Raw genomic sequence first — 24,468 nt, 5'->3', positions numbered from 1 at the left:
TAAACAGCGACCACGTTAGAGTCGCCCCATCGCACTTGGCAACCCCCGGATGATCCCCTTATGACTCGCTCGCGTCTCTTGCCCGACAATTTCACCCTGACCCTGATCGGCGTGGTGCTGCTGGCCAGCCTGCTGCCCGCCAGCGGCCAGGTGGCGGTCGGTTTCGGCTGGCTGACCAATATCGCCATCGGCCTGCTGTTCTTCCTCCACGGCGCCAAGCTGTCGCGCGAGGCGATCATCGCCGGTGCCGGCCACTGGCGCCTGCACCTGCTGGTGTTCGGCCTGACCTTCGTGCTGTTCCCGCTGCTGGGCCTGGCCCTCAAGCCGCTGCTGTCGCCGCTGGTGGGCAATGACCTGTACATGGGCATGCTGTATCTGTGCGCGCTGCCGGCCACGGTGCAATCGGCGATTGCCTTCACCTCCCTGGCCCGGGGCAACATCCCCGCGGCCATCTGCAGCGCCGCGGCGTCCAGCCTGTTCGGGATCTTCCTCACCCCGCTGCTGGTGACCCTGCTGCTGAACGTGCACGGCGATGGCGGCTCGACCCTGGATGCGATCCTCAAGATCAGCGTGCAACTGCTGCTGCCGTTCATTGCCGGGCAGATCGCCCGGCGCTGGATCGGCGCCTGGGTCGGGCGCAACAAGAACTGGCTGCGCTTCGTGGACCAGGGCTCGATCCTGCTGGTGGTCTACGGCGCCTTCAGCGAGGCGGTGATCGAAGGCATCTGGCACCAGATCCCGCTGTGGGAACTGGCCGGGCTGGTGGTCGCCTGCTGCATCCTCCTGGCCCTGGTGCTGCTGGCCTCGAGCGTTCTGGGCAAGCTGTTCGGCTTCGATCAGGAAGACCGCATCACCATTCTCTTCTGCGGCTCGAAAAAGAGCCTGGCCACCGGCGTGCCCATGGCCCAGGTGCTGTTCGCCGGCAGCACCATGGGCGTGCTGATCCTGCCATTGATGCTGTTCCACCAGATCCAGTTGATGGTCTGCGCGGTGCTGGCCCAGCGTTACGCCAAGCGCCCGGAATCGGTGGCGGAACTCATGGCCCAGGTGGACCCTTAAGCCGGCAAGCCCCGTCGAACCGCAGCGGCCCGCAGCACCACCGGGCCGCCTGCACATGGCGACCCAGAGCGGGCGATGGCATGATGCGGCAGCGACAATCAACCAGGACCGCGGATGTTTCCCCATCGAATACAAGCCCCCGACCAGGCCGGGCTGGACCAGCAAGTCAGCGCCCGGCTGGAGGCCGACCCGCAGGCCCGGGTGATCGTCCAGTTCGCCAACGCCGAGCAGTACGATACCGAGCTGCTCCAGGCCATCGATGCCCTCTGCGCCCGCTTCGGCCAGCGCCTCAACCTGCGCTTCTACAGCCACTATCCCGGCAGCGGCTTTGATGGCCGGACCTTGTCCGCCCTGCCCCACGTGCAGTCCCTGAGCCTGGATTGCCTGGATCAGCTGCAGCACCACGAGATCCTGGGCGAGTTGCCGCAGCTCAAGGATTTTGCCCTGCAGGTGATCAGCGCCCACCTGCCCGACCTGCTGGCCCTGCCCAACTTCAGGCAACTGCAGCAACTGCGCCTCTCCCAGGACAAGGGCGCGGCCATCGATCTGGCGCCGCTGGCGCAGATGCCCGAGCTGCACAACCTGTCCATCAGCGTGCAGAGCCGCAACCTCGACGCCCTCGCCCAGTGCCCGAATATCAGCGTTTTATCCCTGCACCGCATGCCGGCCAAGACCAGCCTGGGCATGGTCGCCGCCATGGCGGGGCTGCGCAGTCTTGCGGTCACTTTCGGCAGCCGCGACGCCATGCCGGAGCTGCACCACGCGCAGCTCACCGAGCTGGAGATCCTGCGGGTACGTGGCCTGAACCAGCTCGACCTGGGCGGTTTCCCCCAGCTGGAAATCCTCAAGATCGAGGACCAGGCACAATTGAGCTGCCTGGATCTGGCCGCGGCTCCCGACCTGCGCATGATGCGCCTGGCTAACCTCAAGGCCCTGAGCCAGCTCAAGGCGCTCAAGGCTTCGAGCATCACCGACCTGCGGATCATCAACGCACCGGCGCTGGACGTGCTGGCGCTGTTCGAGCAGCAGCTTCCCCCCGGCCTGGAACAGCTGAAGTTGCTGGGTGGCAAGCGTTCCCTGGACCAGCAGATCGAAGCCCGGCAATTGCAGCTGGGTATCCCCGTGCCCCAAGGGCCTTTCTGAAGGGCGCCAGCTGGGGCTGGGTGCTGTTCAGCAGCGATAGACCGGGCGATCACTCAGCACCTATACAATGCTCGGCCTTGAGTGCGCCGAATCGGACCTGGAACAAGGCGGTGTTCGCCAAGCCCTCTATGCTGCCTGCGGCTAGCTCAGCTGAGCCGCAACCCTTTTTGACCTGATACGGAGATCTCATGTCCTTTGTCCCCGCCTTTACCGATGAATTGCTCGCTCACCTGCAACAGGACGACCGCCAGCGCGTTCTCAAATCCATCATCGTCGCCTCCGCCCCCGAGCTGTGGCTGAGCCTGGAGTCGGCGGCGCTGCTGGATATCCAGCGCGACAAGTTCGGCCTGGGCGGCCAGCTGGATGAACGCACGGAGTACCGCCTCCACAGCGAACTGCCGGCCCGCAGCAACGTCCCCCGCTGGTTGATCGCCGCCGAGCGACGCAAGGTGGATATCTGGGTCGAAGACAGCTACGCCGAGAAGCCTTCCACCGCCATCGAGTTCAAGGTGGTGCACAACAACAAGAACGCCTTCCACAAGATCTGGGAAATCCGCAAGGACCTGCTCAAGCCGATTCCCCGGTCCGCGCCCAAGGAGCGCATCGAACGCTGGGGCATCGTGCTGCTGACCTACTCGCGGTTCTACAGGGACCAGCAAGGCGGCTTCACCTACGGCAAGTTCGACAGTTGCGAGGACTTTCTCCACGCCTTCAAGCAGGGGTTGAACGACAACGATGAATGGTACGACGGCGCGCCCGAGCTGGAGCTGGTCAAGGGACCGGAGCGGGTCATCGATCTGGAGGGGGCTCATTACATCGAGCCGGAGAAAAACGCCGGGGTCTATCTGGCCCTGGTCAAATGCAAGGCCTGAACCCTGGTTGAGCACGCCGCCGGGCAAGCGGATTCAACCGCGCCGTGACCGGCCCTGGTGCGGTTCACCTGACCCGGCCGGCGCCCTCCAGGGCGGCACGCAGGTGGCGCACCACCTCGAACTCCACCGGCCCTTCTGCGCCTCCCGCACTGAACACCGCGCAGGTTGCGGTGTTCTGGCCGTCCTGGCTGCGATAGACCGCCACCACACTGCCCGGCCCCACGCCCGTATGCCCGCACAAGGTCAGGCCAGGGCCGACCTCGCCCTGCATCAAGCCAAGGCCATAGCCGGGCGCGCTCCAGGGCCGACCGGGAATGGCTCCGCCCAGGCGCAGGGCCGCCTGCATCTGGGCCAGCAATGGGCCCCGGATCAGGTGCCCGTCCAGCAATAGGTCCAGCAACAGGCAGGCCTGCTCCAGCGGCCCCACCAGCAGACCGTGATAGACCCAGCCGGGGTCGTAGGTCGAGGCCGCGCCCATGACGACCTGCTGCAGGTCTTGCGGGGTCTTTGCCAGGCGTACCCGGGTCAACCCCAAGGGCGCCAGTACACGCTGGCGCAGTGCATCCTCAAGGCTCAGGCCGGTCACCCGCTCCAGCAGTCTGGCCACGTACAGGTAGCCCAGGTTGGAATAGCCCCAGCCTGCGCCGGGGGCATAGCGCAACCTGGACGCGTCGAGGCGTTGCAGCATCTCCTCCGGCGCCCAGGGTGCGTCGCCCCTGGCCACCGCGGTGTGGTAGTCGGCCAGTGCGCTGTAGTCCGCCAGGCCGGCTTGGTGACGCAACAATTGCCGCAGCGTGAACGGACCTTCTGCAACCGGTTCATCCAGTCCGACCCGGCCCTCCTCCACCAATGTCAATGCGGCGGCGGCAAGTACCGTCTTGGTGAAGCTCCACCAGGGAATCAGCGCCTCGGACGAATCGAATGTGCGCAGCTGGTTGTTGGCAACGAGGGAATAGCGCATCGGTGGCTGGCTCTGAAGCAAAGGGCCGTTCGGGGTCGGCATTGGGTGGAGAATTTCAGCCCAGGGGCAATGGCCGCTGCGCCAGCTCGTCACTGCTTGACGTACTGCCATTTATTGCCGTCGAAGCGATAGCGGGTGCTGTCCGCATCACCGAGCGCCCGGGTCTTGTCCGGTCCATCGATGGTGGTGCCACTGAGCTTGACCTGCACCAGCGGCATCGGGCCGTCCCCCGGCACAAAGCTCAGCTCACCGTCGCTGCCGATACAAGGCATGACCGTGCCGTCGTCACAGGCCGCCGAGTTGTCCTCGCCGGTGAACACCGGGCCAAGGTAGGCCCAGACCCCGCCGTCGGCATAAGACCTCGGGTTCGGATTGAACACGAACAGCGAGTAGCCCTTGATGCTGACGCCACTGTCGAAGGTTTCGGTGGGCACCGCCAGCACCAGGCGCGAATCGGCGGTGCGGTACTCCAGCGGCGGGCGGGAGCTGTCCACTTCCTCCGGCTGCTCGCTGCCGCCCATGAAACCGATCTTGTGCTCGAGGTAGGTGAAGGAATAGGCCGGTGTCTTGCCCGGATCGGTGCGCTCGAAGGTCACCTGCGCCAGGCGCACCTGGACATCGGGGGCGACAAAGTCCTCGTTCTTCCTCGCCTCGCGATCCCGGGTGTGCCAGACAAAGGCGGTGTAGTAGTGCTTGCCGGCCAGGTCGAATTCCTGACCGTACCAGAAGGTCGCGACCACGCCGTTGTCCAGCTCCAGGGTGTCTTTGTCGGCGTCCACAGGGACGTTGTGAATCGCCCCGAGCACCGCGCCGTGCGGTGGCGGCCGATCCTCAGCCTGGGCCTGCGCGGGCGCCGCCAGCAGCATCGAGGCCAACAGCACCCCGGTCAGGGCCCTGCCCAGGGCACCTGGTTTGTTCGGAACTGCCTTGATCTTGGTTTTCATCGCTGGAACATCCCTGTAGAGCGTTGGAGAACATCAAACCCGTGCCTTGCCCAGCCGGACAGACAGGTGCAGGCCACTGGCATCGGTTGTGCGGCGCCCAGCCTCATCCACCGCGGCGAGCCTGGCGCGCCGATCATATAGGCAGTTTTTCAAGGCTGACAAGATACCGGCACATGGCTAGTGCCGATCCCTCGGGAGGTCGCCGGGCCGGCTGGCCAGCCCCACAAAACAAGGGGCTTTGGCCATGCCGACCCGCCAAGGGACAGGGCGAACGCAGGCTCATCTGTGGCGAGGGCGCTTGCTCCCCCTGGGGCGCCCAGCCGCCCCCCCATGGCCACCACCGAGCACCGGCCAGAAACCCCGCCCCCCGGGCTACCGGGGCAGTGCCCGGTAACCCCGGCCAGAGCAGGTTCTCTTGCCAGCTGTCACCCCGTGGGCCCTTAGCCCTTGAGGTACTTTTCCATCAGGGTTGTGACCGAGTTCAAGCTTTCGCCTTGGCCCGTGCGCTGTGGAGCTTCTTGTAGCTGTCGATCAAGCGCAGGTGCCGGTCGAGCCCTTCCAACTTCATGCTGGTGGGGGTCAGGCCGAAGAAGCGCACGCTGCCGTCCACCGAGCCCACCGCCGCGTCCATCCGCTCGTTGCCGAACATCCGGCGGAAGTTGGCCTCGTAGTCGGCCAGTTCCAGGTCCTCGTCCAGTTGCACTTCCAGCACCACATTCACCGCCTGGTAGAACAGGCCGCGTTCCACGGTGTTGTCGTTGTACTGCAGGAAGGCCTCCACCAGCTCCTTGGCCTCGTCGTACATCTTCAACGCCAGGCAGATCAGCAACTTCAATTCGAGAATGGTCAACTGGCCCCAGGCGGTGTTGTCGTCGAACTCGATGCCGATCAGGGTGGTGATGTCGGTGTAGTCATCCAGCTCGCTGTTGTCCAGGCGCTTGAGCAAGGCCCGCAGGTGGCGCGCCTCCAGGCGGTGCAGGTTGAGGATGTCTTCGCGAAACAGCAGGGCCTTGTTGGTGTTGTCCCAGATCAGGTCCTCGATCGGGTAGATCTCCGAGTAGTCCGGCACCAGGATGCGGCAGGCCGTGGCCCCCAGGTGCTCGTACACCGCCATGTAGGCTTCCTTGCCCAGCCCTTCGAGGATGCCGAACAGCGTGGCGGCCTCGTCGGCGTTGGAGTTTTCGCCCTGGCCGGAGAAGTCCCACTCGACGAACTCGAAGTCGGCCTTGGCACTGAAGAAACGCCACGACACCACACCGCTGGAATCGATGAAGTGCTCGACGAAGTTGTTCGGCTCGGTCACCGCGTGGCCTTCGAAGGTCGGCTGCGGCAGGTCGTTCAGGCCTTCGAAGCTGCGGCCCTGGAGCAGCTCGGTGAGGCTGCGTTCCAGCGCCACTTCAAGGCTTGGGTGAGCACCGAAGGAGGCGAACACGCCGCCGGTGCGCGGGTTCATCAGGGTCACGCACATGACCGGGAATTCGCCGCCCAGGGACGCATCCTTCACCAGCACCGGGAAGCCCTGCTCCTCCAGGCCCTGGATGCCCGCCAGGATGCCGGGGTACTTGGCCAGCACTTCCTCGGGCACATCCGGCAGGGCCAGCTCGCCTTCGAGGATCTCGCGCTTCACCGCGCGCTCGAAGATTTCCGACAGGCACTGCACCTGGGCTTCGGCCAGGGTGTTGCCGGCGCTCATGCCGTTGCTGAGGTAGAGGTTCTCGATCAGGTTGGAAGGGAAATACACCACCTCGCCATCGGACTGGCGCACGAACGGCAGCGAACAGATGCCGCGCTCCACATTGCCCGAGTTGGTGTCGTACAGGTGCGAGCCCAGCAGTTCGCCCTCGGGGTTGTAGATCGCCAGGCAGTGGGCGTCGAGGATCTCCTCTGGCAGCGCATCTTTGCGGCCGGGCTTGAACCAGCGCTCTTGCGGGTAATGCACGAAGTCCGCGTTGGCGATCTCCTCGCCCCAGAACTGATCGTTGTAGAAGAAGTTGCAGTTCAGGCGCTCGATGAACTCGCCCAGGGCCGAGGCCAGCGCGGCCTCCTTGGTCGCACCCTTGCCGTTGGTGAAACACATCGGCGAGTGGGCATCGCGGATATGCAGCGACCAGACGTTGGGCACGATGTTGCGCCAGGAGGCGATTTCAATCTTCATGCCCAGGCCGGCGAGGATCCCCGACATGTTGGCGATGGTCTGCTCCAGCGGCAGGTCCTTGCCCGGCACATAGGTGCGGGTCTGGGAGGCGGTGTCGAGCATCAGCAGGGCCTGGGCATCGGCGTCGAGGTTGTCCACTTCCTCGATGACGAACTCGGGCCCGGTCTGCACCACTTTCTTGACCGTGCAACGGTCGATGGAACGCAGGATGCCCTGGCGGTCCTTGGCGCTGATATCCGCCGGCAGCTCGACCTGGATCTTGAAGATCTGGTTGTAGCGGTTTTCCGGGTCGACGATGTTGTTCTGCGACAGGCGGATATTGTCGGTGGGGATGTTGCGCGTCTCGCAGTACAGCTTCACGAAGTACGCGGCGCACAGGGCCGATGAGGCCAGGAAGTAGTCGAAGGGGCCCGGTGCCGAGCCATCGCCCTTGTAGCGGATAGGTTGATCGGCCACCACGGTGAAGTCATCGAACTTGGCTTCAAGTCGAAGGTTGTCGAGAAAGTTAACCTTGATTTCCATGGGGGATCACCAGCATCACGAGCAAAAAATTGGCCGGTATTATCCGGCTTTTGCGCGGGAAGTCTCGTGCTTTTCGGCGCTGGCCGCCGACTGGTGCCGGGCGCCGTCTCGGCCGCTTGCCGCGAGCACCGGGGTTGATCGGGGCCCGCCAAGGCCAAGCGGACCGGGCGCACCCAGTCCGCCCGCCGCATCAGCTTTGGCAGAAGCGGATCCGATTGCCGAACGGATCGTAGACTTCCAGCACCTGGCCCCAGCCCTGCTGGACAATATCCGGCCGCCCATAGCCGTAGCGCTTGCCCTGCAACTCGTCCCGTAACAACTCAATATTGTGCATCGGTACGAAGATCGTCGAACCCGGGCTGGCATCGCCGTGGTGCTCCGACAGATGCAACTGCAGACCACCGCGGCTGATGCCCAGGTACAAGGGCAGATCGGCCTCGAAGCGATGCTCGAACTCGACGGCAAAACCGAGGAAATCCAGGTAGAACTCCCGGGCCTTGGCTTCGTCGAACATCCGCAGGATCGGGATCGGCCGTTCGAAGCTGATGCTCGCTTCGGCGTCTGGCCGGGGCAGCGAGGCCGCTGCGGTGTTCCAGTCCTTGTAGCCCATTTGCCGGGCCACCAGCTCCAGGGCCGTGACATGGGACACCTGCTGGTTGCCGGCGGCCAGCGCGCTGCGCAGGCGCTTGGCCATCTGTTTGGCTTGCTCGATTGAAAACATCATTCCTCCTCGGGTCGAGGGCGCTGGGTGCTCGCATTGCCAAACCTCGACCATCAAGAGAAACGACAGGGTCTGGAACCGACAGCAATGCTTTCACCTTTCCCGAGGGGAGCGAGCGGCGGGCAGCATCGGCCCGCTGCGATCATACACAGGCGCTTTGACCGGCGAAAGATTGTTCCGGCGCCTCTGCAGCGGCGTTTTTCATAGCGCCCATGGGCAGTGCCGCTTGCAGGCCTGCAGCCTCGGGAGCAGCCTCGGCAGGTCAGGATGCCGGGTTCTTCCGGCCGCTAGTCGAGCCTGTTACTGTGCGCGAACTCCAGTTCTGGAACATGCTCCGATGTCCATCGCCGACACGCTCCTGGCCTTTACCTTGGCCGCCACCCTGCTGACCCTGACCCCGGGCCTGGACACCGCCCTGGTGCTGCGCACCGCCACTGTGGAAGGCCGGCAACAGGCGCTGCGCGCCGCCCTCGGGGTCAATGCCGGCTGCCTGATCTGGGGCGCCGCCGTGGCATTTGGCCTGGGCGCGCTGCTTGCGCTTTCGGAACTGGCCTTCAGCCTGCTCAAGTACTGCGGCGCGGCCTACCTCGCCTGGCTGGGCCTGAACATGCTGTTGCGCCCGCGGCGCTCATTCTCTGCCACGGGTACGGGCGACAAGCCCGGAACCCACTGGTTTGTCAAAGGCATGCTGGGCAACGTGCTCAACCCCAAGGTGGGGATTTTCTACGTGTCCTTTCTTCCCCAGTTCATCCCCCAGGGCCAGCCGCTGGTGGCCTGGACCTTTGGCCTGGTGAGCATTCACGTGGTGATCGGCCTGGCCTGGTCACTGCTGCTGATCGGCGCCACCCGGCCCCTGGCCGGGATGCTGCAACGGCAACAGGTGATCCAGTGGATGGACCGCACCACCGGCATGATCTTCGTGCTGTTCGCCGCGCGACTGGCGTTGAGCAAGCGCTGAGGACAAGCCCGGGCCGCCCAGGTTTCAGCGGGCGTTGCGCCGCACATTTCGGAGCCGCTTTAAATGCGTACCGCCTTTGCAATCCTGCTGTTGTTGGCCAGCACCTGAGCCGTGGCTGGCTACGACGTGCACATCACCCGCAAGCCCTTCTGGGCGGATGAGTCCGGGCCGGAAATCACCATTGAACAGTGGCAGGCTTACCTGAGGCTCGACCGCCAAGTCGCCCCGGATGCGACCAACAGCAGCGAGGACTTCCTGGTTGCCCTGCCGGGGCAATCCTTTCCCCTCTGGTACAACCCGCAACTGGGTGAGCTCTATACCAAGAACCCGACGCCGCAAGCCATCCGCAAACTGCAAGCCATTGCACAGGCGCTGGACGCCAGGGTGCAGGGCGATGACGGTGAGTTCTATCCAACGCGCCCCTGATTCCCGCCATTCGCTGACCAACCCTCGCCCTTTCAAGCCTGCGCCAGTACCGCTCCCCGCTCCTCCAGCAACTTCACGAACATGCTCAGGCTCTGGGACACCGTGCCGCGCCGCCAGACCAGCCAGGTCTGGAGGAAACGAAAGCGCGGCGACAACGGCCAGACACTCACCGTGGCGCAACCGGGCATGCTTTCCAGCATGCTGCGGGGCATCAGCGCCAGGCCGGCACCGGCGCTGACGCAGGCCAGCATGCCGTGGTAGGACTCCATTTCATGGATCTTGCCCGGCACGGCCGCGTCCTGGGTGAACCAGCTCTCGAAGTGATGGCGGTAGGAGCAGTTGGCCCGGAAGGCGTAGATGCTTTCGCCATTGACCTCCCGCGCGCGGTTGATGGGGGCGTGCCCCAGGGGGGCGATCAGGACCATTTCTTCTTCGAACACCGGCAGCCCTTCCAGGGCCGGGTGGCGCACCGGGCCGTCGACAAACGCCGCCACCAGGCGCCCCGACAGCACGCCTTCGATCATGGTGCCCGAAGGGCCGGTGGACAGGTCCAGCTCGACCTTGGCGTATTGCTGGTTGTAGGCCGCCAACAGGGCCGGAATGCGCACCGCCGCGGTGCTTTCCAGGGAGCCCAGGGCAAAGGGCCCCTGGGGTTCTTCGCCGGCCACGGTCAGCCGCGCCTCGGCCACCAGGTCGAGAATCCGCCGCGCGTAGTCGAGGAAGTTCCAGCCGGCAGGCGACAGGCGCATGCGGCTCTTCTCGCGGATGAACAACTCCACCCCGAGGTCCTGCTCCAGTTGCTTGATCCGCGTGGTCAGGTTCGACGGCACCCGATGGATCAATTGCGCGGCAGCGCTGATGCTGCCCTGCTCGGCAACGGCCTTGAAGATTTCCAGCTGGACCAGATCCACAGCATTCTCCAAACGTGAATGACTTGCTCAATATTATTCAGTTTTCAGCAAAGAACCAGCCCCGTAACCTGCCGTCAATCCCACCCGTGCAGGACGGTGCCATGACCCTTGTCTCCAGCCACACCCACGCCTTGTCGATCAACCCCGCCACCGGCGAGCAGATCGGTGCCTACCCCTATGAATCCGACGCGGTGCTGGACGCTGCCCTGGGCCGCGCGGCAAGCGGCTTCGGCCAGTGGAAGCGCCAACCTGTCGGCGCCCGCGCCCAGTGGCTCCAGGCGCTGGCCCAGGCCCTGCGGGACAACAGCGAGGCCATGGCGCGGATGATCACCGAGGAAATGGGCAAGCCATTGCCCCAGGCACGGGGCGAGATCGAAAAATGCGCCCAGCTGTGCCTGTGGTACGCCGAGCACGGCCCGGCCATGCTCGCCCCCGAAGCGACCCTGGTGGAGAACGACAAGGCGCGCATCGAATACCGCCCCCTGGGGCCGATCCTCGCGGTCATGCCGTGGAACTTCCCCATCTGGCAGGTGCTGCGCGGCGCAGTGCCGGCGCTGCTGGCCGGCAACACCTATGTGCTCAAGCACGCGCCGAATGTCATGGGCAGCGCCTACCTGCTGCTGGAGGCATTCAAGCGCGCCGGCTTCCCTGAGGGCGTGTTCGAGCTGATCAACGTCACCCCGGACGGCGTGTCCCGGGCCATCGTCGACCGCCGTATCGCCGCCGTGACCCTGACCGGCAGCGTGCGCGCCGGCATGGCCATCGGCGCCCAGGCCGGCGCGGCGCTGAAAAAGTGCGTGCTGGAACTGGGGGGCTCCGATCCCTTTATCGTCCTCAACGATGCCGATCTGGATGAGGCGGTCAAAGCCGCGGTCATTGGCCGCTACCAGAACACTGGCCAGGTCTGCGCCGCCGCCAAGCGCCTGATCATCGAGCAAGGCGTGGTGGAGGCCTTCACCCGCCAGTTCGTCGAAGCCACCCGCGCCCTGGTGATGGGCGACCCACTGGCAGGCGACACCTACATCGGCCCCATGGCCCGCTTCGACCTGCGTGACGAGCTCGACCAACAGGTCCAGGCCACCCTGGCCGAGGGGGCAACCCTGCTGCTGGGCGGGCACAAGGCCTCAGGCACCGGCAACTACTACCCACCCACGGTGCTGGCCGACGTCACCGACCAGATGACCTCGTTCAAGCAGGAACTGTTCGGCCCGGTGGCCTCGATCATCACTGCCCGGGATGCCCGTCACGCCCTGGAACTGGCCAACGACAGCGAGTTCGGCCTGACCGCAACCGTCTACACCCGGGACCTGGAACTGGCCCGGTACTTCACCGACGAGCTGGAAACCGGCGGCGTGTTCATCAACGGCTACAGCGCCAGCGACCCGCGGGTGACCTTTGGCGGGGTGAAGAAAAGCGGCTTTGGTCGCGAGCTGTCGCACTTTGGCGTGCGTGAGTTCTGCAACGCCCAGACGGTGTGGCTGGATCGGCGCTGATGCAATGATCCGCCTGGGCCGCTGAGTGCAGGGACAGGCAAACCGACCGGATACAGCTTTCAAGGTTCTGTGCGATCAAGGGGGGTGAAGGCGCTTGCTCTCCCTCGGGCGGTCGGTGCTCCGGGGCGCAACGCTCGTTAGCCCGGCGTGCGGGGTTTGCGGTCAAGGCTGGGCGGGCTAGCCATTGGCGCCGCTACGCCCCCCAGCGGGCGCAAGCGCCCTCGCCACGCTGGGTGTTGGCGCTTGCGTGATGGCCAAGCACTGGATGCCGGCCCGTTGCGGCCAGGCACCTGGGCAGGCGTGGAGGGTCAGACGGTGTCCAGCACGAAGTACAGCAGCACCGCCGCGATCATCACCAGCCCTTCATGGTGATGGGCCAGGCCATACCCCGCCAGGCAGACCAGCACGATACTGATAACCGCCAGGAGCGAAGCACACACCTGCATCCTGAACATGAAGCGCGCCGGCGGCTGCGGGCACCAATCGGCCCCGGTCGGATCAGGCATCAACGGGCTGTGGGTGGTTTGCCCGAGTACATAATCGACAATCTGCGCCTGGTTCGGCCGTTGCAGGGCCTTGCCGTGGTTACCGTTGAACCAGCGGGTCTGTGTGCTGTAGGGATTGCCCTCCAGGTCATCGAAACCGTCGACGCCGCCCGTCCCCACATCGCTGAAACCGATCCGCTGCAAGCCTCGGCACAAGCCACCCACCGGCCAATCCTCGGAGCTGCACTGGTTGACCAGCGTGGCGACCCGATCGGGGAGCATCGCTTGCCAGGCAAACTCCCGCGGCAGCACGCAGCCGGCCAGGTACACCCGTTCAAATTTCAGGGACGACACTTGCAGCAGGCTGGTGCCGAGGATGTAGGTGCCATTGCTGTGGCCAATGAAATGGAACTGCACATCGGGGTTGCGCGCCATGTGATAGCTGTAGCGATCGAGGAACCAGGGCAGGTTGCTGCGCCGTACCCAGGGCAAGGCGAACTTGATCGCCGAGAACCAGCCGTAGGTGGAACGGTCGACGAGCACCGGCGGCTCCATGAAAGCCCCATCCGCCCCCTCGATGTTTTCCAGCTGCCGTCTGTTGATCTCCTGGTCCTTGCAGCGCTGCTCTATGGCCTCGGTCAGGTCGGTGACCCAGCCTGAATTGCCATCGCGAATGCCATGCAGCACGAACACCACCAGCCTGGGCCCGCTGACCTCCAGCGTCCGCGCTTGCTCGGGGTTGCGCGCCTGCGGATCGGGGTTCTGGAACACCTGCAATATCTGGGTAAACCCCTCAGCCGCTGGAGGCGCGTGCGGATCGAAGAGGTTGTTGTGGTCGGCCCCCTTGATGGTGACCGTGTAGGAGTTGGCAAACGCCTCGGTATCACGCACATCTTCACGGGCGACCACACCATCGATATCCCCCAGAAACTGCACGACAAAAGGCCGATGCTCCTGCCCCCGATGATGAAAGTGGCGCATCCAGGCCAAACGCAGGTCGGTGACGAAAAACGAGCCTTTCTCCAACTCCATGAGCCAGCCCAGGGCAAAACTGAACGGCGGCGTGAGAAACAGCCACTGCAGGGTCACCAGCTTCATCAGCGCCAGGCCCAAGGCCCAGGAAGCGCTGGCGTAGGGCCGGTAGCCCCGATTGAGGGAAGCGAACAACAGCACCGCCTCGACCTTGTCCCACCACTCGAGCCGCTGCGAATGATCGGCGTAGGCGCCTGCCGCCACCAGGTAAGCGTCGCGCACGACCATGCCGCCAGCACTGTGCCCCACCAGGATGATGCGCCTGCGGTCCTTGGCCAGGTGGTTGATCTTCGCGATCAGCGCCAGGGAGAGGTCGCGCACCCGGGCTCCGCGAAAGAGATTCTGCGGGCTGCGGGTATCGTGAAAATGCCAGTCACCGGCGAACCCCTGCTTACGCAGCCGCGCCTCGAGCCGCTTCCAGGCCCCGTCGAAATGGCCAAGGCCACCGACCACGATGATCAACGGTTGTTCGCCCATGGAGCACCTCCTTGTGGGTTGCCTGGCGATGCCCCGCAGCGATGCTGGCGTCGCGCCACATTAGGTATAGGTACTTTTGCGCAAACCGTGACTCGGCCAGCGTTTTTTTTCCGTTGAGCGCCGCCGCTGTCTCTCGGCGCCGGGCCCTTGAGGCGTTTTCTCGGCTCGGGCTGGAAGCCGGATTACATCGAGCGAGAAATATGCCGGGTATTTGCGCTCCCGATATGGCTGATTTTCAGAATTTTCCTGCATTAACCGAGGGAGTGACCTCCCTATGATGTCATTTTAGAAATAACGCTAGAGGTCCCGCATGCACTTACCCGCCCAGAAGTTCATTGTTCGTCTTCCGGATGATCTTCACGCACAAGTCAAGAGCATTGCCAAAGTACAGAACCGCAGCATGAACAATGAAATCGTCAACCGCCTGGAAAAGTCCCTGGCCGACGACACGGCTTATGAACTGTCTGAAAAGCTCCTGACGCTGCTGCTGAAGAAAGTCGAGTCACTGGAAAAGCAGATCGAATGCCTGCAACCGGAAAGCCAGGAGACTGGCCAGTAACCTGGCCTTTGCGGCGCCGGCCGGCACTGCACCCGGCCTTTGGCGGCGGCCGCCCCAACTGGCCCTTGAACTACCTTTACCCCTTCACCACAGCTTGTATGATGGCGCCTGTTTCAAGCGCACCCCGACGCCTGCCAGCTGCCATCATGCACCGGCCTGACACCCTCAGGACGTCCCAGTTGCTCCCCGATTCACGCGCAGGTTGCCCACCGCCAGCCGTGCCAGGCCATCGCCTGCGCACAGGGTGGCCCTCAAGGAATGTTCATGAACCGGATTGACCAGACTTCCCGCCTGGAAGCCTGCACCACAGGATTGACCTTCAACCGCCTGACCCTGGGCCTGCTGCTGGCCGGCAGCGCCTCGGTGGCCCAGGCCACGGGCACCGAACTGCCGACCCAGACCGTGACCGGGCAAGCGCACCAGGACTATCAGGCGGAAACTGCATCGGTGGCCGGCTTCGAGGAAGCACCGCTGCTCGACACCCCGGCCTCCATCAGCGTGTTCAATGAAGCCCTGATCAAGGACCAGCAGGCGCGCCTGCTCAGCGAGGTGCTGAGCAATGATGCGTCGGTGGGCCAGAGCTATGCACCGGTGGGCTACTACGAGAATTTCATGGTCCGCGGCTTTGCGCTGAACGCCGCCAACAGCTACCGGATCAATGGCCGCAGCATTGCCGGGGAACAGAACGTCGGCCTGGCAAACAAGCAAAGGGTGGAAGTGCTCAAGGGCCTGTCCGGCCTGGAAAGCGGCATCGGCGAACCCGGCGGGTTGATCAACTACCTGACCAAGCGCCCCACCGATGTGCGCTCAGTCACGGTGTCCACCGACGACCGTGGCAGCGGTTATGTGGCTACCGATGTCGGCGGCTGGTTCGGCAGCGAGCAGCAGTTCGGCCTGCGGGCCAACCTGGCCCATGAAGACCTGCACTCCTACGTGGAGCACACCAATGGCCAGCGGGATTTCGCCTCCCTGGCCTTTGACTGGAACATCAGCCCCGACGCCCTGCTGCAACTGGACCTGGAATACCAGACCAAGGAACAACGCTCGGCGCCGGGTTACCAGTTGCTGGGCGGCAGCGCCCTGCCCCATCACGCCTCGCCGAAAAAACTCCTCGGCCACCAGAGCGGCAGCAAGCCGGTGAGCAGCGAGGCCCTGAATTTCAACGGCAACTTCGAGTACCGCTTCAGTGATGACTGGAAGGGCAATGTCAGTGCATCACGTAGTCGGGTGGTGATTGATGATTACAGCTCGTTTGCGTGGGGTTGCTATGGCTGCGGTGTTCCCGGCCCGGAAAACACCTTCGGCCCCGATGGGACCTATGACATCTACGACTTCCGCAGCCCCGACGATACCCGGCGCAATGACGAGGTCCAGGCAGTGCTCAGCGGGCGTTTCGACACCGGTCGCCTCGGCCATGAACTGAGTGTCGGGACCAGTGCATTCCGGCGGGTGGTGGACAAGCGCGAGTCGATCAACGAGTGGATCGGCACCGGCAATATCAACAGCGAACCCGAGAACCATCCGCGCTACGATGGCTCGCTCAAAGACTCCCACCGACGCCTGGACAGTCGCCAGTACGGGCTGTTCTTCAATGATCGGATCCGTTTCAACGAGCAGTGGCAGACCGTGCTTGGCGGGCGCGAAGTGCGTCTCGATGAAGAGAGCTTCGACCAGAATAGCAATAGCGCCCGCCATACCCAGCGCTATGTGTTTCTGCCTCAAGCGGCACTGATCTATAAACCCCTGGCCAACCTTGCGCTGTATACCCGCTATAGCAAGGGCCTGGCCCTGGGTGGTGAGGCGCCGTGGTTCGCCACCAACAAGAGTGAAATTCTCGAACCAAGTACTTCGCGCCAGATCGAGGCCGGCCTCAAGTACGACTGGCAACGCATGAGTTTCGCTGCCGCGCTGTTCCAGATGCGCCAGGCCAACCAATACTCGCGCCCCAATGCCGACGGCGCGCTCACCTACATGCAGCAAGGCCAGCAGAAAAACACCGGCCTGGAAATCTCGGCCAACGGCTGGGCCAGCGAGCGCCTGCAGATCGCCGCCAGCGTCGCGGCGATCCGCTCGCGGGTCAGCGGCACCGACACCCCGGCCTACGAAGGCCACCAGGCCCTCAACGTGCCCAAGCTGCGCGCCAGCCTGCAGGGCGACTACGCCCTGCCCTGGCTCGATGGCCTGGCGCTGCTGGGAGGCGTGCAATACAGCGCCAGCAAATACGCCGACCGGGTGGGCAATGTCGAGGCCGGCAGCTACGCGGTGTTCAATATAGGCAGCCGCTACAGCACGCGCATCGATGGCTACGACACAGTGCTGCGCCTGACCGTGGACAACCTGTTCGACAAGCGCTACTGGCGCGACGTGGGCGAATACCTGGGGGACGACTACCTGTTCCAGGGCCCGCCGCTGACCGCACGCTTGAGTGCATCGATCAACTTCTGACCGCCGCTCAGCGCTTCACGCAACCGCGTCATTGGGCCGGTTGCTTGCTCGCGGTCGGCTTGGTGGCCGTGGCGCCATCGGGCAAGCCCGGGTGGCGCTGCTGCATGAACGCCTGCAAACACATGGCCTGATCCCTGGCACGCGGAAACCACACCACCCGCGCCTTGTTGCCTGACCTCAAGGCCCCCACTGCCTTGCTGCCACGAAAACCCGAGCCACTCGCGGTCACTCAGCGGCCTCCCTTCAGCCAGCACCGGCAACCTGGCTCCCCAGGCTTCGGCCCCTTCGGCGCCGGGTGATCAACTCTGCCGATCGATATCGCGCCGCAGCACCACCGCGGTGGTGATGTCTTCGACGGTTTCGTGGCTCGCGACCCGGTCTCTCACCCGATTCAGGTCATCGATGGTCCGCGATTCCACCTCGATGACCAGATCGAGCTGGCCACTGACGGAAGAGACGCGTCGCACCTGGGAGTTCTGCGCCAGCAGGTCCAGCAGGCTGATTGCGGGCGTACGTTTGAGGCTCACCAGCAAGATGGCCCGAATCACATTGGCATCGATCTCGCCGATATCCGCGCGGTAGCCACGGATCACCCCGCTGCGTTCAAGGTTGATCACCCGCTCGCTGGTCGCGCTCCTGGAAAGGCCGATCCTCGCCGCCAAGGTCTTCAGTGCAACTCGCGCCTCTTTCGACAGTATTTCGAGTATTTCGCGATCTTTCGCGTCCAGGTCGCGCATCAGCACCCCTCCATTCTGCTACCGAAATTATGCCGGTCGATTCCGACCATATGCCGGCCAAAGCCGACCCCATACCTACTGTCTTCGAGGATTCCCCATGCCAAGCTAACTGAAATATCGCTCGGAAAATAATAACGATGACAAATCTTTCCCACCCCGCGCCCTCGTTCTCGACAGCAGATGCCGAAAAGCTGGGTGAGCAGCTGTTCAACGTGATCGGCAGCGCCACGCCGCTGGATGGCGAGCGCGACCGCAACTACCGATTGACCACCGGAACCGCGGCCGAGTGGATTCTCAAAGTCGTCAACGCCTCCGAGCCACGGATCGAAAGCGAGTTCCAGGCGGCCATTCTCAGCCACCTGGCGAACCACACTCCCGAGCTGACCGTGCCCTTTCTCAAGAAGAGCCTGGCGGGCGATTTTCTCGCCTCTGCGGTTGCGCCCACTGGCGAAACCCATGCGGTGCGGCTGGTCAGCTGGTTGCCCGGCACGCCGCTGGCCGAGGTCGATCGCAGCGTCGAATTGATGCGCAACCTGGGCCGGTCGTTCGGTGAGATCGACCGGGCGCTGCAGGGCTTCATGCACCCGGGGGCGGTACGGGATCTGGACTGGGACCTGCGTCACGCCGGGCGTTCGCGCTCGCGCCTGCACTTCATCAAGGACCCGGACAGAAGGGCCATTCTGCTGCGCTTCATCGAGGCTTTCGAACTCAACGTGCAGCCGCGGCTTTCCCGCCTGCGCGCGCAGATCATTCACAACGACGGCAATGACTGGAACATCCTCGTCGACGCCCAGGACCACCAGCAAGTCTCGGGCATCATCGATTTCGGCGATGCGCTGCACACGATCCTGATTGCCGAAGTCGCCATCACCTGCGCCTACTCCATCCTCGACATGGACGACCCGATTGGCGCCGCTGCCGCCCTGGCGGCCGGCTTCCACGAGCAATACCCGCTGCACCCCGAAGAGCTGGACGTGCTGTTCAACCTCATCGCCATGCGCCTGGTCACCAGCGTGACCTTGTCCGCATCGCGACATGCACAGACCCAGGACAACCCCTACCTGGCCATCAGCGAAGCCCCGGCCTGGCGCCTCCTGGAAAAGATGGACCGCATGAGCCCGCGACTGGCGACGGCGATCCTGCGCAAGGCCTGCGGCTTCGATGCGATCGAAGGCGCGGGGGCGATCCGAAGCTGGGTGGCCGAGCACCGCCAGTCCTTCGCGGACATCGTGCGGCCCGGCGCGGCGACCCTGAACAAGATGATCGCGCCGTTCGGCGATGCCGCCCATGTGATGACGGTCGCCTCGGCCGAGCAGCGCCCAGCGCAAGCGACGGCATGGTGGAAGGCGTTTTCAAGGGAACACCACGTAAAGCTCGGCGTCGGCCCCTGGGGCGAGGTCAGGACCATCTACACCGACAGCGCATTCGAATCGCGTTTTATCACCGGGCAGCGGCGGGTCCTGCACGTTGGTATCGACTTGATCATGCCCGCCGCAACGCCGCTGTATACCCCGGTGGCCGGTGTGGTGCGCAGCGTCGAGGTCGAGCACGAGCCCCTGGGCTATGGCGGCCTGATCATGCTTGAGCATGCACCTGAAGGTTGCCCGCCATTCCTGACCCTGTGGGGCCACATGGCTCAGGAAGCGCTGACGCGCCTCAAGCCTGGCGACCATCTGGAGGCTGGCGCACTGGTCGGCTACATGGGAAACGATCAGGAAAATGGTGGATGGATTCCGCATTTGCATTTGCAGATGTCCACCGACACCGGGTTGCAGGCCAGCGAGTTTATCGGCGTCGGTGAACAGGCCTATCTGCAGGTCTGGGCCGACCTGTTCCCCGACGCCTCCGCCCTCGCGGGCATTCCCCCGGAAACCTACAGCCAGGAGGGGCGCAGCAAGGCAGAGATCGTGGCAAAACGCAAAGAACTGCTGCTGCCGAACCTGTCGATTTCCTATTCGGACCCGATCAAGTTCGTGCGCGGTGATGGGGTGTGGTTGATCGACAATTTTGGCAGGGCCTACCTGGACTGCTTCAACAACGTCTGCCACCTCGGGCACTGCCACCCCGATGTGGTGGAGGCCCTTGCACGCCAGGCCGCGCGCCTGAATACCAACACCCGTTACCTGCACGACCACCTCGTGGAGTACGCCGAGCGGCTCACCGCGACCTTGCCCCAAGGCCTGGCGGTGGCCTCCTTCGGCTGCTCCGGCAGCGAAGCCAATAGCCTCATGCTGCGCATGGCGCGCAATCACACCGGGCGCGACGATGCCATCGTGCTGGATTGGGCCTACCACGGCACCACTCAGGAACTGATCGACCTCAGCCCCTACAAGTACAAGCGCAAGGCCGGCAAAGGCCGCGCCGCGCACGTGTTCGAAGCCAGCGTTCCGGATGCCTACCGAGCCCCTGAAGACTGGCCGTTCGAGGAGCTGGGCAAGCGCTACGCCGAAAGCGTCGCGCAGCAGATTGATGACATGCGCAAGCAGGGCCGATCCCCGGCGTTCTTTTTGGCCGAGTCGATTCCCAGCGTCGCCGGGCAACTGTTCTTCCCGGAAAACTACCTGCAAGAAGTCTATGCCCTGGTGCGTGCAGAGGGCGGACTGTGCCTGGCCGACGAGGTCCAGGTCGGCTTTGGTCGCGTCGGCAGCCACTGGTGGGCGTTCGAAACCCAGGGCGTGGTGCCCGATGCGGTGTCCATGGGCAAGCCCATTGGCAATGGCCACCCCCTGTCCGCGGTGGTGACCACCCGGGAGATCGCCGACAGCTTCAACAACGGCATGGAGTACTTCAACACCTTTGCCGGCAGCCCGGTTTCATGCGCTGTTGGCCTGTCGGTACTGGAGGTGATCGAGCGCGACAAGCTGAAGCTCAATGCCCTGACCATAGGCAACTACCTGCTCGAAGGCTTGCGCAAACTGCAGCAGCGATACGATGCAATCGGTGATGTGCGGGGGCTTGGGCTGTTCCTTGGGGTCGAGCTTGTGACCGATCGCCAAACGAAAATCCCAGCCACAGGCCTGGCCAAAAAAGTCGCCGACGGGGCCCGGGAGCGAGGCATTCTGATCGGCACAGAAGGCCCCCATGACAATGTGCTGAAAATGCGTCCGTCGATGATTTTCAGTCAAGCCAACGCGGACTTTTTACTGGAGGTGCTGGACGAGAGCTTCCAGGCCGCCCTGGCATAGATCGCCGCTGACAGGGCAGGCAAGCACAGGCTGGGGAAGCGCCTGGTGCCCCGCCGTCGGCGCTGCACAACCGCTCGAAGCCCCGTGCTTTGAGCGGGTACCGAGACCTACCGGACAGAGTGCCGGCCAACTCCGGCAATCTGCCAGGCTGGCTGTCACATTGCCTGGTGCTTTCCCAAAATGCCTGTGCAAGACTTTTCCTGACGGCTGGGTGAATAGCCCAAGAAACCAAATAATAATATGTCTAAGGTGCTATCGAATGTTCACTAAAAAGCTCAAGGGCCTGGTGGTTGCCTGCGCCGTAACCGCCGCGACGTTCCTCTCCTGCACCGCTGTCCACGCCGATGAACTGCAGTCGATCGAGCAATCCAAAGAGATCCGTATTGCCATGAGCGGCCAATACGCGCCCTTCAGCTTCGCCAACGAACAGAACCAGATTGTCGGCTTCGACGCGTCCATCAGCGAAGCCATTGCGCAGCAGATGGGGGTCAAGGTGACGATCATCACCACCCCGTTCGACGGCATCATTGCCGGCCTTCTGGCGAAGAAATACGACGCCATCATCGCCTCCATGTCCATTACCCCGGAGCGCCAGAAGGCCGTGGACTTCGTGGGCCCCTATTACCACGCCGGCCGGACGATCGTGGTGAAGGACAGCTCTGCGATCAAAAGCTTTGCTGACCTGAAGGATGTGTCGGTCGGGGTGACGCTCGGCGATATCCACGACAAATGGGCCCGGGCCCGGGGCAACCTGAAGGTCAGAAGCTACAAGGGCCTTCCCGAAATGCTCGTGGACCTGGACGCCGGACGCCTCGATGCACTGGTGATGGACAGCATTCCGGTGATGGTCGCGGTCAAGGAGACGGGACAGCAGGTCCGCCTCATCAGCACCCCTGAAGACCAGGGAGGCACCGAAGGCCTGGGCATAGCCCTGCGCAAGAACAACCCTGAACTCAAGGCGGCGATGCAGAAGGCATTGGACACCATCCTCGCCGATGGCACCTACGAAAAGATCTCGATGCAGTGGATTGGCCGCGACATCCGCTGATTGATCCCGAGTACGGCTCGACCTGGCGTCGGGCCAAGCCATCTGACTGTTCTGGGTGCCCCTATGGATCTGACACTGATACAGCGCATATTGCCGTTTTTCCTGGAGGCGGCCTGGATTACCCTGCAGATCAGCGTACTGGCACTGCTCCTGGGCTTGCTGGTCTCGATCGTGCTGGTGGCCGGACGCCTGTCCAGCGTCTTCATCTTCAGGGGCCTGGCCAGGCTCTACATCAGCGTGTTTCGCGGCACGCCCTGTTTGGTCCAGCTGTTCATCCTCTACTTCGGCGGCCCACAGATCGGGCTGGAACTGGAACCCTTCGCTGCCGGGGTGATTGGCCTGGGCCTCAACATCGCGGCCTACATGGCGGAGTCCATTCGAGGCGCCATCAGCAACGTCGACCCGGGCCAGGAAGAGGCGGCGCGTTCCATCGGCTTCGGCCGCCGGCAAACCCTGTGGTTCATCACCCTGCCACAAGCGGCCAAGTTGATGATCAGACCGCTGGGGGTCAACGCGGTCGCGCTGATCAAGGGTTCGGCCCTGGTCTCGACCATTTCTGTGGTTGAACTCTCCTACACCGCGCAGCGCTTTATCAGTTCAACCTACAAGCCTTTCGAGATCTTCGCGGTATCGGCCCTGCTCTACATGGTGATGGTCTATTCGGTCAGGTTCTTGATTGACTACCTCGATAATCGCTTCGCGGCACGGTGAGCGTATTCCCATGCACAGCCTGGACTTCAATATCGTCGCGCCCTACTACGAACTGCTCATGACCGGTCTCTGGTGGACCCTGGTGATGTTCTTCAGCGCCAGCGTCTTGAGCTTGATCGCCGGAATAGCCTTTACCCTGATCCTGCTCTATGCGCCCAGGATAGTGGCGCTGCCGATCCGCTTCATCACCTGGCTGTTGATGGGAACGCCCCTGCTGCTGCAGCTGTACGTGATTTATTACGGCCTGGTGCAAGTGGGGATAGATATTCCTGCCCTTGGCGCGGGCATCATCGGCCTCAGCCTGCATTTCGCCGTCTACAACGCCGACGTGATTCGCGCCGGCGTGCTGGCGGTAGACCCAGGGCAGATTGAAGGCGCGCGCTCCATCGGCCTCAGCCGTGGCCAGACCCAGCGCTACATCATCGTGCCGCAAGCCCTGCGCAGCACCCTTGCGCCGCTGGGCAACAACCTGATTGTGCTGCTCAAGGACACCTCCCTGGTGTCCATCATTGGGATTGCCGAGTTGGTCTACAGCGCACAACTGGCGGTGAGCGACACCTACAGCCCCTTTGAGTTTTATCTGACTGTTGCGGTTATTTACTATGCAGCCAATCTTCTGCTCGAGGGCGGCCTGCACCTTCTTGAAAAAAAGGTAGAGAGGTCACGATGACCAGCGAAAAGTTCATGGTTGAGGTAAAGGGTGCCCGCAAGGCCTACGGAGCCCTGGAAGTACTCAAGGGCATCGACCTCTCGGTCTCTCGCGGACAAATCATCGCCATCATCGGCCCCAGCGGATCGGGCAAGAGCACGCTCCTGCGCTCGATCAATCACCTGGAAGTGCTCAACGATGGCGAAATCTGGCTGGACGGTGACCAGGTCAATCGCCCCTTGAAAGGCCGCGCGTTCGAACAGCACATCAATGCCGTGCGCCAGCAGATGGGCATGGTGTTCCAGCACTTCAACCTGTTCCCGCATTTGACCGTGCAGGAAAACATCGCCATTGGCCCGATAAAACTCAAGGGGCTGAGCAAAAAGGCCGCCCGTGAACTGGCACTGGAATACCTGCTGAAAGTGGGCCTGGAGCACAAGGCCGACGAATACCCTTCGCGCCTGTCGGGCGGACAGAAACAACGCGTGGCGATTGCCCGGGCGCTGGCGATGCAGCCCAAGGTCATGCTGTTCGACGAGGCCACCTCGGCCCTTGACCCGGAGCTGGTGGAAGAGGTCAACCTGGTGATGAAGCAACTGGCGGCGGAGCACATGACCATGCTGATCGTCACCCACGAAATGCGCTTTGCCGGCGAAGTGGCCGACCGCATTGTGTTTATGGATGGCGGGGTTGTGGTGGAGCAAGGACTGCCCCAGGAGATCCTGCAACAGCCGGTTCAGGAGCGAACCCGATCGTTCCTGAAAAAGCATTTGCACGATAGGTAGGGGGCGTTTTCGAATCTCTTCTCGGCACCCAGTGGGTAACCTTCAGCTACTCGCTTGGTGCATCTGCTGATCGAGATTGATGCTGCAAAATCGTGGTGGGCTGGCGGCTCCAGGTGACAGGAAACACCCAGACCGTGATGCACTTCATCGCTGCCATCCTGCTGGTCGGCAGCGGGCTGGAATTGATGGC

20 protein-coding genes are annotated in these 24,468 nt (G+C 63.5%); 13 read left to right on the top strand and 7 right to left on the bottom strand.

Annotation, left to right across the window (positions count from 1 at the left end; translation table 11 throughout):
• Positions 1-60 precede the first annotated feature (60 nt).
• The 3 genes from U873_RS0102165 to U873_RS0102155 all read left to right on the top strand — a co-directional run bounded on the left by U873_RS0102165 (position 61) and on the right by U873_RS0102155 (position 3,074).
• Positions 61-1,059, top strand: coding sequence for a bile acid:sodium symporter family protein (locus tag U873_RS0102165; RefSeq protein ID WP_025126671.1), 999 nt, complete (start codon positions 61-63; stop codon positions 1,057-1,059).
• A 114-nt stretch (positions 1,060-1,173) separates the two neighbouring features.
• Complete coding sequence (locus tag U873_RS0102160) at positions 1,174-2,202, top strand: hypothetical protein (RefSeq protein ID WP_025126670.1); 1,029 nt, start codon at positions 1,174-1,176, stop codon at positions 2,200-2,202.
• A 188-nt stretch (positions 2,203-2,390) separates the two neighbouring features.
• Complete coding sequence (locus U873_RS0102155) at positions 2,391-3,074, top strand: hypothetical protein (protein ID WP_025126669.1); 684 nt, start codon at positions 2,391-2,393, stop codon at positions 3,072-3,074.
• Positions 3,075-3,138: 64 nt separating this feature from the next.
• Here U873_RS0102155 and U873_RS0102150 read toward each other — a convergent pair whose 3' ends face one another.
• From U873_RS0102150 to U873_RS0102135, 4 genes are all read right to left on the bottom strand, one after another.
• A complete protein-coding gene (locus U873_RS0102150) occupies positions 3,139-4,035 on the bottom strand; it encodes a serine hydrolase (protein WP_025126668.1) in 897 nt (298 codons plus the stop codon).
• Between the two features lie 89 nt (positions 4,036-4,124).
• Complete coding sequence (locus tag U873_RS0102145; RefSeq protein ID WP_025126667.1) at positions 4,125-4,979, bottom strand: hypothetical protein; 855 nt, start codon at positions 4,977-4,979, stop codon at positions 4,125-4,127.
• A gap of 481 nt (positions 4,980-5,460) precedes the next feature.
• Entirely contained in the window at positions 5,461-7,656 is a 2,196-nt protein-coding gene (locus tag U873_RS0102140; RefSeq protein WP_025126666.1) for an OsmC domain/YcaO domain-containing protein, read from the bottom strand.
• A 190-nt stretch (positions 7,657-7,846) separates the two neighbouring features.
• Positions 7,847-8,377: a glyoxalase superfamily protein gene (locus tag U873_RS0102135; RefSeq protein ID WP_025126665.1), complete on the bottom strand. Its 531-nt coding sequence runs from the start codon at positions 8,375-8,377 to the stop codon at positions 7,847-7,849.
• A 337-nt stretch (positions 8,378-8,714) separates the two neighbouring features.
• Here U873_RS0102135 and U873_RS0102130 point away from each other — a divergent pair, with 337 nt between their 5' ends.
• Positions 8,715-9,335 (top strand): LysE family translocator, encoded by a 621-nt coding sequence (locus U873_RS0102130; protein ID WP_025126664.1) that lies wholly within the window; start codon positions 8,715-8,717, stop codon positions 9,333-9,335.
• A gap of 111 nt (positions 9,336-9,446) precedes the next feature.
• Positions 9,447-9,761, top strand: a complete 315-nt coding sequence (locus U873_RS34190; protein ID WP_218188921.1) for a hypothetical protein — start codon at positions 9,447-9,449, stop codon at positions 9,759-9,761.
• 32 nt (positions 9,762-9,793) lie between these two features.
• Here U873_RS34190 and U873_RS0102120 read toward each other — a convergent pair whose 3' ends face one another.
• Complete coding sequence (locus tag U873_RS0102120) at positions 9,794-10,672, bottom strand: LysR family transcriptional regulator (RefSeq protein WP_025126663.1); 879 nt, start codon at positions 10,670-10,672, stop codon at positions 9,794-9,796.
• A 101-nt stretch (positions 10,673-10,773) separates the two neighbouring features.
• Here U873_RS0102120 and U873_RS0102115 point away from each other — a divergent pair, with 101 nt between their 5' ends.
• Complete coding sequence (locus U873_RS0102115; protein ID WP_025126662.1) at positions 10,774-12,165, top strand: aldehyde dehydrogenase family protein; 1,392 nt, start codon at positions 10,774-10,776, stop codon at positions 12,163-12,165.
• A 308-nt stretch (positions 12,166-12,473) separates the two neighbouring features.
• On the opposite strand, the gene U873_RS0102110 is transcribed toward U873_RS0102115, so the two are convergent.
• Positions 12,474-14,159 carry an alpha/beta hydrolase gene (locus U873_RS0102110; protein WP_081818592.1) on the bottom strand — a complete coding sequence of 562 codons (1,686 nt, stop codon included), beginning with the start codon at positions 14,157-14,159 and terminating at the stop codon, positions 12,474-12,476.
• Between the two features lie 310 nt (positions 14,160-14,469).
• Here U873_RS0102110 and U873_RS0102105 point away from each other — a divergent pair, with 310 nt between their 5' ends.
• Positions 14,470-14,718 carry an Arc family DNA-binding protein gene (locus U873_RS0102105; RefSeq protein ID WP_025126660.1) on the top strand — a complete coding sequence of 83 codons (249 nt, stop codon included), beginning with the start codon at positions 14,470-14,472 and terminating at the stop codon, positions 14,716-14,718.
• Positions 14,719-14,982: 264 nt separating this feature from the next.
• Positions 14,983-17,163 (top strand): TonB-dependent siderophore receptor, encoded by a 2,181-nt coding sequence (locus tag U873_RS0102100; RefSeq protein ID WP_025126659.1) that lies wholly within the window; start codon positions 14,983-14,985, stop codon positions 17,161-17,163.
• A gap of 299 nt (positions 17,164-17,462) precedes the next feature.
• On the opposite strand, the gene U873_RS0102090 is transcribed toward U873_RS0102100, so the two are convergent.
• Positions 17,463-17,900 (bottom strand): Lrp/AsnC family transcriptional regulator, encoded by a 438-nt coding sequence (locus tag U873_RS0102090; protein ID WP_025126658.1) that lies wholly within the window; start codon positions 17,898-17,900, stop codon positions 17,463-17,465.
• A 137-nt stretch (positions 17,901-18,037) separates the two neighbouring features.
• On the opposite strand from U873_RS0102090, the gene U873_RS0102085 reads away from it, so the two are divergent.
• From U873_RS0102085 to U873_RS0102065, 5 genes are all read left to right on the top strand, one after another.
• The gene (locus U873_RS0102085) at positions 18,038-21,085 is read left to right on the top strand and encodes an aminotransferase class III-fold pyridoxal phosphate-dependent enzyme (RefSeq protein WP_025126657.1); all 3,048 of its coding nucleotides are present in this window, start codon (positions 18,038-18,040) and stop codon (positions 21,083-21,085) included.
• Positions 21,086-21,344: 259 nt separating this feature from the next.
• Positions 21,345-22,133 carry an ABC transporter substrate-binding protein gene (locus U873_RS0102080; protein WP_025126656.1) on the top strand — a complete coding sequence of 263 codons (789 nt, stop codon included), beginning with the start codon at positions 21,345-21,347 and terminating at the stop codon, positions 22,131-22,133.
• Between the two features lie 63 nt (positions 22,134-22,196).
• Positions 22,197-22,844 (top strand): amino acid ABC transporter permease, encoded by a 648-nt coding sequence (locus tag U873_RS0102075; protein WP_025126655.1) that lies wholly within the window; start codon positions 22,197-22,199, stop codon positions 22,842-22,844.
• Entirely contained in the window at positions 22,810-23,514 is a 705-nt protein-coding gene (locus U873_RS0102070; protein ID WP_256244250.1) for an amino acid ABC transporter permease, read from the top strand. The genes U873_RS0102075 and U873_RS0102070 overlap by 35 nt, the downstream gene beginning before the upstream one ends.
• The gene (locus tag U873_RS0102065; protein ID WP_025126653.1) at positions 23,511-24,278 is read left to right on the top strand and encodes an amino acid ABC transporter ATP-binding protein; all 768 of its coding nucleotides are present in this window, start codon (positions 23,511-23,513) and stop codon (positions 24,276-24,278) included. Before U873_RS0102070 ends, U873_RS0102065 begins: the two co-directional genes overlap by 4 nt.
• Positions 24,279-24,468 lie beyond the last annotated feature (190 nt).

This window comes from Pseudomonas sp. PH1b, assembly GCF_000633395.1.
Taxonomy (GTDB): domain Bacteria; phylum Pseudomonadota; class Gammaproteobacteria; order Pseudomonadales; family Pseudomonadaceae; genus Aquipseudomonas.
The sequence above is the reverse complement of the archived record's forward strand: the minus strand, read 5'-3'. Positions and strand labels throughout refer to the sequence as shown.